The sequence below is a fragment of the Dactylosporangium sp. CA-092794 genome (genome assembly GCF_050948465.1).
Lineage (GTDB): Bacteria > Actinomycetota > Actinomycetes > Mycobacteriales > Micromonosporaceae > Dactylosporangium.
Window position 1 is genome coordinate 6,042,716 of the sequence record NZ_CP192044.1, and the last position, 14,819, is coordinate 6,057,534.

The window sequence follows — 14,819 nt, forward strand, 5'->3', positions numbered from 1 at the left end:
GAGGACTAGCGGACCGAACCGGCCAGCACGCTTTGCATGAAGAACCGCTGGAACAGGAAGAAGACGAGCAGCGGCACGGCCATCGACACGAACGCGCCGGGCGCCACCACGTCGATGTTCGAGGGGAACGAGCGCATCTGCTCCTGCAGCACGGCGGTGATCGGCGCCTGGTCGGAGTTGGCGAAGACGAGGGCGACGACCAGGTCGTTCCAGACCCACACGAATTGGAACACCGCCAGCGACGCCAGTGCCGGGGCGCCCAGCGGCAGCACCACCCGCCGGAAGATGGCGAACTCGCCACCGCCGTCCATCCGCGCCGCCTCGATGAGGTCCGCCGGGATCGCCGTGAAGAAGTTGCGCAGTAGGAAGACGGCGAACGGCAGGCCGAAGGCGACGTGGAAGGCGACCATCGCCGGGATGGTCCCGGAGACGCCCAGCAGGCGGAACACCCGGGCGTCGGGCAGGATCGCCACCTGCACCGGCACGGCGATGAGCGCGACGAGCCCCGACGTGACCGCCTGCCGGCCGCGGAACTCCAGCCACGCCAGCGGGTAGGCGGCCGCGGCGCCGATCCCCACCACGAGCGCGGTCGCCGGCACCGAGATCAGCACCGTGTTCCACAGGGCGTGGGTGATCCGGCCGTCGGCGAGCAGGTCGCGGTAGTTGCGCAGGGTCAGCTGGGCCGGCTCGCGCAGGACGGTCCACCAGCCGGTGTCGCTGTTGTCGGCCGGGCTGCGCAGGCTGGTGATGGCCAGGCCGAGGGTCGGCACCAGCCACCACAGGCCGATGAGCAGGACGGCGGCCTGCACGGCGCCGTGGCCGAGCCGGCGCGCGGCGCGCACGGCCGGGGGCGTGGGGGGCGGTCCGGTCGGCTCGGTGCCGGCCGGCTGCAGTTCCGGTACCTCGACGGGGGCGAAGATGCTCACCGCTCGTTCCTTCGCAGGCGATGGACGTTGAACAGCACGCCGGGCAGGGCGAGGACGAGCAGGAGCACGCCCAGGGCGCTGCCGCGGCCGATGTTGTCGAACGAGGAGCGCCACATCTCCAGCGCGACGACCGACGCCGGGCCCTGGGCCGACTCCGGTGCGACGACCAGCACCAGGTCGAACACCTTGAGCACGTTCACCGTGAGGGTCAGCAGGATGACCACCACGATGGGGCGCATCAGCGGCACGGTCACCCGGCGCAGGATCTGCCACTCGCCGGCGCCGTCGACCCGGGCCGCCTCGATCGTCTCCTTGGGGATCGCCGCCAGCCCGGCCGTCACCAGCACCATCGCGAAGCCGGCCCAGATCCACACGTAGGCGCCGATCATGGCCGGCGTCACCAGGGAGGGGCCGAGCCAGGTCAGGCCGGCGAACGGCTCGGTGAAGTTGCCGGCGGCGAGCCGCACGACGTAGCCCTGCCCGGTCAGCTGCGGCAGGTCGAACGTGCCGTCGGGCCGGGTGCTGGTGCGGGCGACGACCGCGCCGTCGCGCAGCACCTCGACGTCGACGCCGGGCAGGCCGAGCTCGCCGGCGTCGACCGCGCCCGGCCGGCCGCCGGTGGCGGTGAAGTCGGACCAGACCACGCCGTGGACCCCGGCGGCCGGCCGGCCCGGGTCGGCGGCCTGCGTCGCGGTTTTCGGCAGCTGCGCCGGCGGCAGCCCGACCAGCGGGAGCGGCACGGACTCGCCGGCGGCGACGGTGCGGCTGGTCTGCAGGGCGCCGCCGGCCGGCACGAGGGCCTGCCCGTCGCGGGGCCGGGCGCCGTGGTAGAGCGAGGGCGGCTTGACGGCGTCGTGGACGCCGACGACGACCGCGTTGAGGAAGCCGCGGTCGGGGCTCTCGTCGTACACGAGCCGGAAGGTGATCCCGGCGCAGACCAGCGAGATCGCCATGGGCATGAACAGCACGACCCGCAGGGCGGTGCTGCGGCGCACCCGCTGGGCGAGGACGGCCACCACCAGCCCGGCGGCGAGGACGAGGTTCGGCGCGGCGACGATCCAGACGGCGTTGTTGAGCAGCGCCCGGCGGGTCTGCGGGGAGGTGAAGATGTCGATGTAGTTGGCCGCCCCGACCATCCGGTGGCCGGACGCGTCGTGGAAGCTCCACCACACCGTCTGGCCGATCGGGTACACGACCAGGGCGGCCACGACCAGCAGGGCGGGCGCCAGGAACCAGGGGGCGCTCGAGACCCGGGTGCCGCGCGCCATCACATGCTCCCGTAGGCGAGCGCGGCGGCCGTCTCGAGCCGGGCCGCCACGACCGCGGGATCGGTGCCCGGCGCGGCCAGGTACTGCTGCAGCAGCCGCCACATGCTCGCCCCGTTGCCGCCGCCGAAGCCGCTCGGCGTCATGTCGGACAGGTCGAAGCGCAGCGTGGGCGCGTGCAGCAGGCTCCCGGCGAGGGCCCGGGTGGTCGCGTCCGGGTAGACGGCGGGGTCGAGGTCGAGGTTGACCGACAGGAACCCGCCCTGGCGGGCCATGATCGCGGCGGCCTCGGGGGAGGCCAGGTAGGCCATGAGCGCCATCGTCACCGGCCGGTCGGTGAACGCCACCGCCGCGTCACCGCCGGCGATGACCGCGCCGTCGTCGCCGTTCACCGACGGCCAGGCGAAGTACCGCGCGCCGTCGCCGACCCGGTAGAGGTCCAGCTTGGCGATCTCGGTGGTGACGAAGTCGGCCTCGTAGAGCATCGCCGAGCCTGGCCGGCGGCCGAACACGTCGGCGACCGAGCGGGTGAACGTGGTCTGCAGCGCGCCCTGCGGGCCGCCCAGCAGGAACCGGGGCGAGGCCCAGTAGCGGCCCATCACGCGCAGCGTCTCCACCACGGTCGGGTCGGTCCAGGGCAGCCGGTGCGCGGCCAGCCGGTCGTAGTCCTCGGGCCCGGCCAGGCGCAGGTAGACGTTCTCGAACCAGTCGGTGAGCGGCCAGCCGTCGGCGCCCGCCACGGTCATCGCCGCCGTGCCGGAGTCGACGAGGGTCTGCGACACCGTCTCCAGCCCGGCGAGCGTGGTCGGCGGCGCGACCCCGGCCGCGGCGAACGCGTCGGTGCGGTACCAGATGACCGACTTGTTCGCCGCCTTGAAGTACACGCCGTACAGCTGCCCGCCGACGCTGCCGAACTGCTGCCACTGCGGCGAGAAGTGCGCGCGGACCGCCTGCTCGGCCGCGCCGGTGACCGGCTTCGCGGCTCCGGTCTGCGCGTAGCGCGCGATCACCCCCGGCTGCGGGATCATGGCCACGTCCGGCGGCGTGCCGCTGCCCACCCGGGCGGAGACCAGCACGTCGAGGTCGCTGCCGCCGGAGGTGTACCGCACCCGGGCGCCCGTGCGCGCGGTGAACGCGCGCAGCACCCGCTCGAAGTTCGCCTGCTCGGCGGTGGTCCAGCTGCCGACCACCTCGACCGACTGCCCCGTGTAGGGCTTGTCGGGCGTCGCGGTGGCGTCGCAGCCGGCCGCCGGCGCCAGGGCGCAGCACAGCAGCGCGGCCGCCCGGACGAGGCTCGGTCTCACCACAGGCCCCGGCCGGTGGCGGCGTCGTACAGCATCAGGTGCTGGGTATCCATGGCAAGCATGATGGCCTCGCCGACGCCGGCGCTCGAGTGGCGGCTCACCCGGGCCACCAGCGTCGCGGGGAGGCAGCCGCGGTCCACGTCGGCCAGCTCCAGGCGGACCACCCGGTGCGCGCCGGCCGGCCGCACCGCCCGGACGATCCCGTGGAGCACGAGGACGGCCGGTCCCGCGGCGGCGGGCCGCCCGACCAGCGCGTCCTGCAGATGCTCGGGCCGCACCCCGAGGACGACGTCGTGGCCGAGGTACCGCCGCAGCGACGGGCGCAGCCGCAGCAGCCCCGGCACCGGCACCTGCTGGCCGCACACGGCGAGGATCGGGGTGCCGAGCCGCTCGACGAGCATGGCCGGCACGAGGTTGAGCGGCGGCTCGGCCGCGATCAGCGGGCCGGCGTCCCGGACCAGCACATTGCCGATGGTCATTGGCCTCCCCTGTCACCCGTACCGCCTGTCAGACGAGTGTTGGGCCCCGGTGACCCCGCGCGCCAGGGGCGGCTACGACGTGTGACCGTTCCGCAAGACGCCTCACAAGATCACCAATGCCCTGGCGGATACCGGACGGCCCGCGGGAGCCCTACGATCCGGACCGGGACGCCACTTCTCTCACACCCCGCATAGGAGACTGTGGTTCAGCAACGGGCAGGCACCGCCTCCGCCGGCGATGCCGCGGACGATCCTGCGCTGCTGGCGGGCTTCACCATCGCGGTGATCAGCCATCGCCGCCGGCACCGTCTGGCTGACCTGCTTGAGCGGTACGGCGCCCGGATTGTGTCGGTTCAGGGGGTCCGGGCGGTGCCGCAGCCCGATCCCGAGGCGCTGCGCCGGGCCGCCGCCGCGGTCCTCGACGGGCCGGTCGACGACGTCGTCGCGGCGTCCGCGACCGGCGTGCGGGCCTGGCTGAGCGCGGCGCCCGACCCGGAGCGGCTGCTGGCCGCGCTGCGCCCGGCCCGCCTCCTGGCCGCCGACGCCCGCACCGCCGACGCCCTGCGGGCGGCCGGGCTGCACGACGTCATGTCCACCGCGGCCGGGTCGGCGAGCCAGCTGTACCGGTACCTGCTGACCCACGAGCCGGCCGGTCGCCGGATCGCCGCCCTGCTGGACGCGCCGGAGCAGGCCGAGGCGTGCCGGTCGCTGCGGATCCGCGGCGCCGAGGTGGTGGAGGTGCCCACGTACGTCACGCAGCCGCCGAACGACGTGCTCGGGGTGCGCCGGGTGGTCGAGCTGATGAGCCGCCGGCAGCTCGACGCCGTCGCCTGGCTCGACCCGGTCGGGGCCGAGCACGTCCTGCGGTTCGCCACCGCGCACGGGCGGCTGCCCGCCGTGGTCGCCCAGCTCGGCGTCCACGTCCCGGCGGTCGGCTACGGCCCGCTCGCCGCCGCCGCGCTGCGCGGGCACGGCGTGGAGCCGGCCGAGCCGCCGATGCCGTTCGACGAGGAGTCGGCGGCGCTGCTGGCCCGCTCGGTCCTCGACCGGGTGGTGCACGCCACCGTCGATGGCATGACCTTGCAGGTGCGGGGCCACGCCGCGCTGGTCGACGGGCGGCTGTACCCGATCCAGCGCGGCCCGATCGACGTGCTGCGGGTGCTGGCCCAGGCGCCCGAGAGCGTGCTCGCCAGCGGCGACATCCGGCGGCTGGTGCCCGGCCTGGCCGACGTCGACGACCACGCCATCGAGATGGCCGTGTCCCGGCTGCGCCGCGCGGTGCCGGGGATCGACCTCGTCCAGACGGTGATCAAGCGCGGCTACCGCCTGGCCGCGTGAGCTACTTCAGCGCCTCGCAGGACGTGGTGCCGGGACCTTCGGCGGCGCCGGGCACCCATCGCACGTCGAAGAACGAGGCGTCGAGCTGGCCACCGGTCTCGACCAGGAAGAACGTGTCCACCTTGGTCAGGTCCAGGCCGTCGGCGACGAAGCAGCCCAGCGGGATGCGGATGGTGCTGCGCTGCCCGACCGGCAGCGAGCGCAGCAGCGCGGTGGCGTCTACCTGAGTGGCGCACGGATACTGGCAGTGCACCGCGATGATGGTGCGGTCGGCCGGCGCGGTGTTCACCATCAGCTGGACCACCAGCGCCGTGCCCGCGCTGCCGTAGGCCCGCACGTCCGCGGGGTGCGGCGCCTGGAAGTAGATCTGGCCCGGCCCCTTGCCGGTCCACTGGGCGCGCAGCCCCTGGCCGCCGCCCAGCCGGGCCGTCACCGAGGAGCCCGCCGTGGCCGTGTCCGGCCCCGGGGCCTGGCCGAGCCAGCCGTTGTCGGCGGAGCTGGCGAACAGCGGATACGACGCGTTGGTGGCGCCGCCGAACACCACCAGCGGCTCCGGCGCGGCCACCGCGCTGGCCGGGGCGCTGGTGCGGCCGCCGGTCGCGCCGGTGCCGTCGTGCTGGGTCAGCATGACGACCGCGGTGGCCGACACGATGGCCGTCACGGCCACCAGCGCCAGCTGCCCGGCCCGCCCGCGCAGCCGGGCGGCGAGCCGGCCGGACCGCCCCGGGGCCGGTGCGGGGGCGGCGGCCGCCGCCACGGGCTCGAGCTCGGCCGGCGGTGGCGGCGGGGCCGGCCGTTCCGGCCGCGGTGCCACGGCCGCGGGCTCCGCGGCGGCCGCGCGGCTGCTCAGCAGCGCCGCGCCCAGTGCGACCGCGTGCTTGGGGTGGGTGTTGATCCGGATCGGGCGCCGCAGCGCGTCCCGCAGCAGCGAGCTGACCAGCGGAATCTGGGAGGAGCCGCCGACGAGCAGGACCGCGGTCAGGTCCTGCGGCGTGATGCCCGCGCCGCTGAGCGTGCGCCGGAAGGCCTCCACCGTGGACTCCAGCGCGGGGGTGATCATCTGCTCGAAGTCGGCCCGGTTCAGCTCCACCTGCCGGAGCGCGCCGGGCAGCCGCACCGCGATGTCGCCGCGCTCCCGCGTGGACAGCGCCTCCTTGGCCAGCATGCACTGGCGCTGGAGGTCGGCCAGGATCGCGGCCGTGCCCGGATCGGCCGGGTCCAGCCGGGACACCGCGCCGCCCAGCGCCCGGTCGACGTGGTCGAGCACCGCCTGGTCGAAGTCGGCCCCGCCGAGCCACTCGATGCCCTCCGGGGTGCCGACGATCTCCAGCTCGTCGGCGCCGTTGCGGACCACGGCGCTGTCGAAGGTGCCGCCGCCCAGGTCGTAGACGGCCAGGAGACCGTCCGGCGGCAGCGGATGGGCCGAGCAGTAATAGGTGGCCGCGGCCACCGGCTCGGTCACCAGGCGGACCGCCGGCGCCCCGCCGGCCGGCCCGGCCTGGGTCAGGCCCGCCAGGCCGGGGATCGCCGCGAACTGCTCGCGCCGGTACGGTCCCCACACCGCCGGGTGGGTCAGCACGACCCGCCGCGGCGCCTCGCCCTGCTGGTCCTGCTCGACGCCGGCCAGCACGTCGTGCAGCAGGGCGGCCATCAGCGCGGCGGGGGAGTGCGGCGCACCGCCCAGCACCAGCGGGGTGGGGTCGCCGAGGCGGCGCTTGAACTCCCGGGCGACCCGGTCCGGCGCGGCCAGGCCGAGCCGGTCGGCGGGCTCGCCGGTGCGCAGGGAGCCGTCGGCATCGAGGTACGCCGCGGCCGGGATCACCGTCGCCTGGCCGCCCAGGCGGACCATCTCCAGGTCACCGTCGCGGGCGACCGCCGCGGCCGCGAAACTTGTACCGAGATCGATGCCAATGGCATACATCGAACGACCTCTCGTCAGGCGCGACCGCGCGAATTTACCCGCGGTTTCCGAAGTGTTACAACACGATACGCCCGCTTCGATGCTTCAGTCACCGCGCGAACACCGACCGCATTTCCGCGATCGCCGGCATTCGTCGTGAACTCGCCCCCTCGGCCGGGGCGTGTCACAGATGGAGCCGGACGCGGGAAGGGGGCGGCGGTGAGCGTGGACGTGAGCCGGGCGCAGGTCGCGGAGCGGGACGCGGCGGCCGAGGCGGAGCTGCACGGCCTGCTGCTGGGGCTGGCCGGCCACCTGCCGGACGAGGTGCTGACCGAGCTGCGGGACGCCCTCGCCGAGGGCCGGCGGTGGCAGGTCGCGCGGGGCGCGGCGGTCGAGGCGCTGGCGCAGGGCCTGGAGCTGGAGCCCGACGAGATCGACCTGCTGCAGGCCGAGCTGGGCGCCGGCGCCGCGGACACCGACCTGGACCTGGTCGCCGCGCTGCCCGACCTGCGCGGCCGGCGCCGGCCGCCGGCCTGGCTGTTCGTCTCGGCGCTGCCGGAGGACCCGGCCCGGGCCCGGCCGGTGGTGCGGCCGCTGGACCTGACCGGCGACGGCGACGGCGACGGACACCTGGACCCGGCGGACCGGGCGCTCCTGGAGGAGCTGGCCGGGGAGCCGGGGCTGACCGCGGTGTGGCGGTGCTGGCGGATGCCGCCGCCGGACCGGCACTGGCACGAGCCGGTCCGGCTCGTGGTGCTCAGCCTGGACGAAGGCGCCCGGGACCTGCCCGGGCTGGCGGTCCGGCTGCGCCGGGCGCTGGCCGGCGCGGGGGACCCCGGCGCGCAGGTCGAGGCGTGCCGGGCCGGCCTGGACGCGCCGCTGTACCAGACGTTGGCCCGCTCCTGCGGCGCGCTGCTGTGGGCGGCCCGCCCGGCGGTGCCGGTGCGGGTCGCGCGGGCCTTCGACGGCGCCGACGCCGTCCTGGGCCCGTGGTTCGCCCCCGACCGGCCGGTGGTCCGGGACGAGCGGGAACGGCGGCGGCTGCTCGACGCCCTGGACTCCGCCGAGTTCGTCGCCCGCTCCGGCAGCCGGATGACCGACGTGCTCGACCCGGACCGCGGCGACGTGGTACCGCTGCACCTGCGCACCGACGGCGCCTGGGTCTGGAGCGAGGCGACCGCCTACTACCTGGCGGAGCACGGCCTCGCCCCGGACCCCGGCCTGGCGCGGCACCTGCTCGACCCGGACGGCCCGCCGCCGCTGGACGAGGTGGCGCTGCACCGCGTGCTGGTACACCTGCTGGCCCGGCCGGAAGCGGACGTCGCCTGGACGGCGCACCCGGCGGGCGGCGCCGAAGGGAGCGCGGGCGGCCATGAGTGAGCACGCGGTGGCCCCGAAGGTGGCCCGCCGGCCCGGTCCGCGCCGGCCGGTGCTCTCGCAGTACCTGCGGCGCTCCTCGCGGGCGCTGGGCTCGGCCGTGGCGCGTATCCGCCCGGCCGGTCCGGCCGCGGCGGTGCCGGCGCTGGCCCGCGGCCCGTGGGACGCACCGGGCTCGCTGACCGCCGGTCCGGCCGGCTGGTTCACCGTCGCGGTCGAGGCCGGGCGGGACGGGTTCTGCCTGGACGGGCGGACCCTGGACGCCGCCGCGCTGGCCGCCGCGATCTGGCGGTCCCCGCGCTGGCGCGGCCGCCCCGTGCTGCTGGTCACCCAGCCCGGCGCGCCGCAGGACGGGGCCGGACCGATGCTGCGCCAGCTCGCCGAGGACCTGGGCGCGCCGGTGTACGCCTCGGACCGCGGCCTGCACTTCGTCTTCGGCCGGGCGGTCGCCGACCGCATGTTCTGGTGCTGGCGGCCCGGCTCGGACTCGGACCTGCCCGAGGCGGCCGGTGCGGTGCTGCCACCCCCGGCCAGCGCCCCGGCGAGGGCCTCCTGCGCCCCCTCGGCTCCCGCCGCCACCCCGGTCCCCGGCGCCGCCCCGGCCCCCTTCCCCGTCCCGGCGGCGGGCGGCGCACCGGAGCCGGACACCGGGCCCGAGATCCGGTCGCTCGTCGTGCCGGCGGTGCGGGTCGCCGGGCTCGACCTCGGGATACGACCGGTGGCCCTGGAGCCCGCCGCGTTCGCCGGCCTGGACCTGCGCTCCCACCGGCCGTCGGGCGCGGCCGAGCCGGCGCCGGAGGCCGCACCGGCCCCGGCCGATGCCGTCGCGGGCAGTGCCGGTGGCGCGGGCGGTGCGACCCGGGCCGAGCCGGCCTGGTATCCGGTGGGCGACGGGATCCACGAGACCGACCGCGAGCAGGTGCGCGGCGCGCTGGGCTGGAAGTTCCAGGCGTACTCCCGCGTGGTCACCCGGGCGACGTCGCTGCACCCGGGGCTGCGCGGCGCGGCCGGCGCCCACGACGGGGGCCTCGGCCTGGTCGCCGTGCTGGCCCTGCTCGACGGCGCCGGCACCCGGGTCAACGAGGCGCTGCGCGGTGGCGGGGTCCCGGACGAGCAGGCGCGGGCGCTGGCCCGGTGCGCCGCCGCGGGACTGGCCCAGCTGCCCGCGGTCAACGGGCCGGTGTTCGCCGCCGCGCCGGACGACGCGGACCTGACCCGGCTGTACCGCCCCGGCGACGTGCTGGTGGAGCCCGCCTTCACCACGGTCTCGGTGGGCCGCGGCGGCGGTGCGGCGCCCCGCTACGCGATCTGGTCCGCCAGTGCGCGGCGGCTGGACCAGCTGCGCGCCCCGGACGACCAGCCCGGCGAGAGCCAGGCCCTCTTCGCCGCCGGCACCCGCTTCGAGGTGCTCGCGGTCGACCCCGCCGGTCCCGGCGGCGCACCGTGCGTGCTCCTGCGCGAGCGGGTCCCCGGCCGCCACGACGGCGGCCTGGACCAGCGCGTGGCGGGCAAGCTGCGCGACGCCCTCGCCGGCCGGGCCGCCACCGCCGTGACCCAGCCGTGGCCCCTCGGCCTGGCCGGCGGGCTCCGGTTCCCGCTCGACGCCGACGCCCGGGGCCGCGGGCGCCCGGCACCGACCAGCGCACCAGAAGGAGCGGCATCGTGACCACCAGCGTGCTGTCGGTATCGGCGCGGGACATCGGCTGCCTGACCGAGATCTCCCGGGCGCTGGCCTCCGCCACGCCCGGGGACACCGTGGCCGTGCGGCCCGGGCTCTATCGCGAGGCGCCGATGTTCCGCCAGGACGTGGTCCTCGTGGCCGAGGACGGTCCGGGCACGGTCACCATCGAGGTGCCCGCCGGCGGCGCGATCCTGGCCGCCGGCGGCGACGTGCTGATCCGGGACATCACCGTGCGCGGCGGGGACGAGCAGCTGCCGCTGCTGCAGGTCGCGGCCGGACGGGTGCGGCTGGAGGGCTGCACGGTGAACGCCGCCGCGCCGGCCGCCATCCACGTGCGCGGCGGGACGGTGGACATGCGCGGCGGCGCGGTCAGCAACAGCATCGGCGCCGGGATCGTCTACGAGGCCGGCGCCGGCGAGTTCACCGGCGTGCGGCTGCACGACATCGCCCGCTCGGCGATCATGGTGGCCGGCGGCTGCGCCCCGGTGTTCCGCGACTGCACGATGACCGGGATCGCGGAGACGGCCCTGCTCACGGCCGGCTCGGCCGCGCCCCGGCTGGACGGCTGCCGGATCGGCGAGGTGGGTCAGTACGCCATCGTGGCGCAGCAGGCCAGCCGGCCGCAGCTGCGCGGCACCACGGTCACCGGCGGCCAGGTGGGGCTGGTGGCCGGCGACGAGGCGGCCCCGGTGCTGCAGCGCTGCGAGATCCTCGACGTCGGCGCGCACGCCGTGGTGACGCTGGCCGACGCCACCCCGGCCCTCGCCGACTCGCTGATCGCCCGGGCCGGCGGGCACGGGCTCAACAGCATGGGCAACTCGGCGCCGACCCTGGAGGGCTGCGAGGTGCGCGACTGCGCCGCGGCCGGGGTCCTGGTCACCGACACCGCTCAGCCCCGGCTGACCGGCGGGGCCGTGGCCGGCTGCGCCGACGCCGGGGTGTTCCTGACCGGCCGCTCCCGGGCGTGGCTGCAGGGCGTCCGGGTGTCCGACTGCCCCATCGGCGTCGCGATCGAACAGGATGCGGCACCGCAGCTGCACGGCCTGTCCATCGAGGGGATCCGGTACGGCCTGCACGCCACCGGCGGCACCGGGCTCTTCGAGGACGGGCAGATCACCGGGGCCCGCGCCGCCGGCGCCCGGCTGGCCGACACCGCCGCCACGGTGCTGTCCAACTCGCGGATCAGCGCCTCCCGGGTCGGCATCGAGGCGGCCGGCAACGCCCGGCTCGAGCTGTCCTCGGTGGCGGTGGAGGACTCCCGCGCCACCGGGCTGCTGGCCGGCGGCCCCTGCACGGTGAACGTGTCCCGCAGCCGGATCAGCGGCACGCGCGGCCCCGGCGTGCACGCCGCCGGCGGCAGCTCGCTGACCGCCACCGACTGCGAGATCGTCGACAATCACGGGCCCGGCGTGCTGGTCGAGACCGCTCGGCCGGTGCGGCTGAGCGGCGGGGTGATCCGCGGCAACGGCGGGGTGGCCGTGGACGCGCCGAGCCCCGGCGCCCCGGTCGAACTGTCCGATGTGGACACCGGGCACAACGGCCGGCAGATGCCCGCCGGCCCCGGCGCCGAGCCCGCCGGCGGTGCGGACCCGGCGGTCGCGCGGGACCCGGCGCCGCGGCCGGCCGGCCCGGGCCCGTCCCGGCCGGAGGTGCCGGCACCGGCGCCCCCGCCGCGTGATGCCCGCGATGACGGCGACGCCCGCGACCCGGGCGGTCCGGGCGGGACCGGCGAGGCGCGGCTCGAGGGCGGCGACGCCGCGGTGACCGCCCTGCTGCAGGAGCTCGATGGGCTGGTCGGCCTCGGCGGCGTCAAGCGCGAGGTGGCCACGCTGGTCGGGCTGCACCAGATCGCCAAGCGCCGCCGCGAGGCGGGGCTGCACGTGCCGCCGATGTCGCGGCACCTCGTCTTCGCCGGCCCGCCCGGCACCGGCAAGACCACCGTGGCGCGCATCTTCGCCCGCGTCCTGGCCGCGCTCGGGGTGCTCAGCGGCGGGCAGATGGTCGAGGTGTCCCGCAGCGACCTGGTCGCCGAGCACGTCGGCGGCACCGCGGTCAAGACCACCGCCCGGTTCGAGGAGGCCCTGGGCGGGGTGCTGTTCATCGACGAGGCGTACACGCTCGCCCCGAACGGCGGCGGCGGCCACGACTTCGGCCGCGAGGCGATCGACACGCTGGTCAAGCTGATGGAGGACCACCGCGAGGAGGTGGTGGTCGTGGTGGCCGGCTACAGCCCCAGCATGCGCACGTTCCTGGCCGCCAACCCGGGCCTGGAGTCGCGCTTCACCCGCACCATCACGTTCGACAGCTACGCCGACGAGGAGCTGGCCACCATCGTGGAGCGGCTCTGCCGGACCCACCACTACGCGCTGGAGTACGAGACCCGCCAGGCGCTGGTCAAGCACTTCTCGGGCATGGCCCGCACCGAGACCTTCGGCAACGCCCGGATGGCCCGGCAGGTGTTCGAGGACATGCTGGGCCGCCAGGCCTACCGGCTGTCGCAGACCCCGGCCGCGCCCGACCTCGAGCTGGCCCGGCTGCTGCCCGAGGACCTGGGCGACCAGGCGGTCGCGCCGGCCGGGCCCGCCGTCCAGTCCCCGGCCGTGGACGCGCTGCTGGGCCGGCTCAACGCGATGGTCGGCCTGGACGCGGTCAAGCGCGAGGTGACCGACCTCGTGGACCTGATCGCCACCACCGAGGCGCGGGCCCGCGCCGGGCTGCCCACCCCGGCCATCTCCCGGCACCTGGTCTTCGCCGGCCCGCCCGGCACCGGCAAGACCAGCGTGGCCCGGCTGTACGGGCAGCTGCTCAACGAGATGGGCGTGCTGCGCACCGGCCAGGTGGTCGAGGTCGCCCGGGCCGACCTGGTCGGCCAGTACGTGGGGCACACCGCGGTCAAGACCACCGACGTGTTCAACCGGGCCCGCGGCGGCGTGCTCTTCATCGACGAGGCCTACGCGCTGACCGGCGAGGGCAACGACTTCGGCCGCGAGGCGATCGACACGCTGGTCAAGCTGATGGAGGACCACCGCGACGACGTGGTCGTGATCGCGGCGGGGTACACCGGCGACATGCGCCGGTTCCTCGCCAACAACGTCGGGCTGGCCTCGCGGTTCAGCCGGCAGATCCCGTTCGCCTCCTACACCGCCTCGGAGCTGGTCTCCATCGTGCAGGGGCTGGCCCGCGACGGCGGGTTCGAGTTCGACCACGACAGCCTGCCGGTGCTGTACCGCCACTTCGACGGGCTCGGCCGCGACGAGACCTTCGGCAACGGCCGCTACGCCCGGCAGCTGCTGGAGCGGACCATCACCAAGCAGGCCAACCGGCTGCGCGCCGCCGCGGCGCCCACCGTGGCCGACATGCAGCAGCTCACCGCGGCCGACGTCCACGCGGCGCTCGCGCCCTGAGCTTCGCCGCCGGTAGCCGTCTGATCGCGCGCTGGGCCACGGGGGCATAGGCCGCAGTGAGTGCGAGGCTGGATCACCGGCTGTGTCGGGGCGCGACGAACAACAGCTCCAGAGACGTGTGACTGCCTTCACTCTGGCGCTGATGTCGTGGCGCGACATCAATGCTAGAGTGATGTTACTTCGCGACATCAGTTTCGAGTGAGATCGACGTGGATGACAACGCGAGTGCTAGACCGAATGCGGCCTAGGTCCGCCACGACCTGCGCTGCCGCTGGTGCAGCGGGGTCGAACTCGTACGAAGGAAACAGAGCATGTCCATTCCCGTTTCTGTCGTGCGCCCCGGAGAGGGCGAGATCGTCCTCGACGACGGCGCATCCCGGGTGCGCATCCTCGAGGACGGCGGCGCGACCCAAAGCAGGCTCGCCGTCGCCGAATGCGTCCTGGCGCCGCTCTTCGCCGGGCCGCCACAGCATCGCCACGCGGAGCATGAAGAAGGCTTCTACATCGTGTCGGGGCTGATCCGGTTCACCGTCGGCGAGGATCAGCACGACGCCGGACCGGGCTCGTTCGTGATGGTCCCGGTCGGTGCCCCGCACAGCTTCGCGAACCCCGGCGAGGAGGCTGCCAAGGTGCTGTTCACCTTCACACCCAACCTGTATGTGCAGTATTTCCGCGACTTCGCCAACATCAAGAACCGGTTCGATCGGGACGAGGTCGCTGAGGTCATGTCCCGCTACGCGACGGAGCTCGCCACCACCTACGCCGGCTGAACGGCGCGGCCCGCCCGATCGCGAGCCCGATGTCGACAGCTCGGCCCAGACGTATGTCTCCGTGATCATGATGCCCGTGGTGACCGCACACCGGGTTTGCCATGATCCCGGAGACTTGTGGTACACGGGGGTACATCACCACTCCGCGATCATGAAAAACCGTTGGTGTCGACGCCGGGTTGCGCATGATCACGGAGACTTCCGGTCCCTCGAACCACGGCGGGCTTGCCGAGGACGCGTCGATCCACCTCAGCCGGCGAGTTGGGAACGTGACCCGGACCCGGGCCCGGGTCATGCTCAACTCCCTGATCGGCCCGATCCCGCTGTAGCGGCGCGGGTCACGGAAGAATCCGCGAGGTTTCCGGCCCGGGTATC

At 75.4% G+C, this 14,819-nt stretch carries 11 protein-coding genes; 6 read left to right on the top strand and 5 right to left on the bottom strand.

The window, feature by feature from the left end; all coding sequences use genetic code 11:
* Window positions 1-5 precede the first annotated feature (5 nt).
* Genes ACQPXD_RS25555 through ACQPXD_RS25570 form a run of 4 tightly spaced genes read right to left on the bottom strand, consistent with a single transcriptional unit; the run spans window position 6 to window position 3,974 of the window.
* Window positions 6-926, bottom strand: coding sequence for a carbohydrate ABC transporter permease (locus ACQPXD_RS25555; RefSeq protein ID WP_432842758.1), 921 nt, complete (start codon window positions 924-926; stop codon window positions 6-8).
* On the bottom strand, window positions 923-2,194 hold the full coding sequence (locus ACQPXD_RS25560; protein WP_432842760.1) for a carbohydrate ABC transporter permease: 1,272 nt from the start codon (window positions 2,192-2,194) through the stop codon (window positions 923-925). The genes ACQPXD_RS25555 and ACQPXD_RS25560 overlap by 4 nt, the downstream gene beginning before the upstream one ends.
* Window positions 2,194-3,495: an ABC transporter substrate-binding protein gene (locus ACQPXD_RS25565; RefSeq protein WP_432842762.1), complete on the bottom strand. Its 1,302-nt coding sequence runs from the start codon at window positions 3,493-3,495 to the stop codon at window positions 2,194-2,196. The genes ACQPXD_RS25560 and ACQPXD_RS25565 overlap by 1 nt, the downstream gene beginning before the upstream one ends.
* Window positions 3,492-3,974: a TOBE domain-containing protein gene (locus tag ACQPXD_RS25570; protein WP_432842764.1), complete on the bottom strand. Its 483-nt coding sequence runs from the start codon at window positions 3,972-3,974 to the stop codon at window positions 3,492-3,494. The genes ACQPXD_RS25565 and ACQPXD_RS25570 overlap by 4 nt, the downstream gene beginning before the upstream one ends.
* A gap of 201 nt (window positions 3,975-4,175) precedes the next feature.
* Here ACQPXD_RS25570 and ACQPXD_RS25575 point away from each other — a divergent pair, with 201 nt between their 5' ends.
* On the top strand, window positions 4,176-5,312 hold the full coding sequence (locus ACQPXD_RS25575) for a uroporphyrinogen-III synthase (protein WP_432842768.1): 1,137 nt from the start codon (window positions 4,176-4,178) through the stop codon (window positions 5,310-5,312).
* 1 nt (window position 5,313) lies between these two features.
* Here the strand turns inward: ACQPXD_RS25575 and ACQPXD_RS25580 are convergent, their stop codons facing one another.
* The gene (locus ACQPXD_RS25580) at window positions 5,314-7,233 is read right to left on the bottom strand and encodes an Hsp70 family protein (RefSeq protein WP_432842770.1); all 1,920 of its coding nucleotides are present in this window, start codon (window positions 7,231-7,233) and stop codon (window positions 5,314-5,316) included.
* Window positions 7,234-7,431: 198 nt separating this feature from the next.
* Here ACQPXD_RS25580 and ACQPXD_RS25585 point away from each other — a divergent pair, with 198 nt between their 5' ends.
* The 5 genes from ACQPXD_RS25585 to ACQPXD_RS25605 all read left to right on the top strand — a co-directional run bounded on the left by ACQPXD_RS25585 (window position 7,432) and on the right by ACQPXD_RS25605 (window position 14,773).
* Window positions 7,432-8,592 carry a hypothetical protein gene (locus ACQPXD_RS25585; RefSeq protein ID WP_432842772.1) on the top strand — a complete coding sequence of 387 codons (1,161 nt, stop codon included), beginning with the start codon at window positions 7,432-7,434 and terminating at the stop codon, window positions 8,590-8,592.
* Window positions 8,585-10,255 (top strand): hypothetical protein, encoded by a 1,671-nt coding sequence (locus tag ACQPXD_RS25590; protein ID WP_432842774.1) that lies wholly within the window; start codon window positions 8,585-8,587, stop codon window positions 10,253-10,255. The genes ACQPXD_RS25585 and ACQPXD_RS25590 overlap by 8 nt, the downstream gene beginning before the upstream one ends.
* On the top strand, window positions 10,252-13,674 hold the full coding sequence (locus tag ACQPXD_RS25595) for an AAA family ATPase (protein WP_432842776.1): 3,423 nt from the start codon (window positions 10,252-10,254) through the stop codon (window positions 13,672-13,674). Before ACQPXD_RS25590 ends, ACQPXD_RS25595 begins: the two co-directional genes overlap by 4 nt.
* Window positions 13,675-13,985: 311 nt before the next feature.
* Window positions 13,986-14,444, top strand: a complete 459-nt coding sequence (locus ACQPXD_RS25600) for a cupin domain-containing protein (protein ID WP_432842778.1) — start codon at window positions 13,986-13,988, stop codon at window positions 14,442-14,444.
* Window positions 14,445-14,629: 185 nt separating this feature from the next.
* The gene (locus ACQPXD_RS25605) at window positions 14,630-14,773 is read left to right on the top strand and encodes a hypothetical protein (protein WP_432842780.1); all 144 of its coding nucleotides are present in this window, start codon (window positions 14,630-14,632) and stop codon (window positions 14,771-14,773) included.
* Window positions 14,774-14,819: the final 46 nt, after the last annotated feature.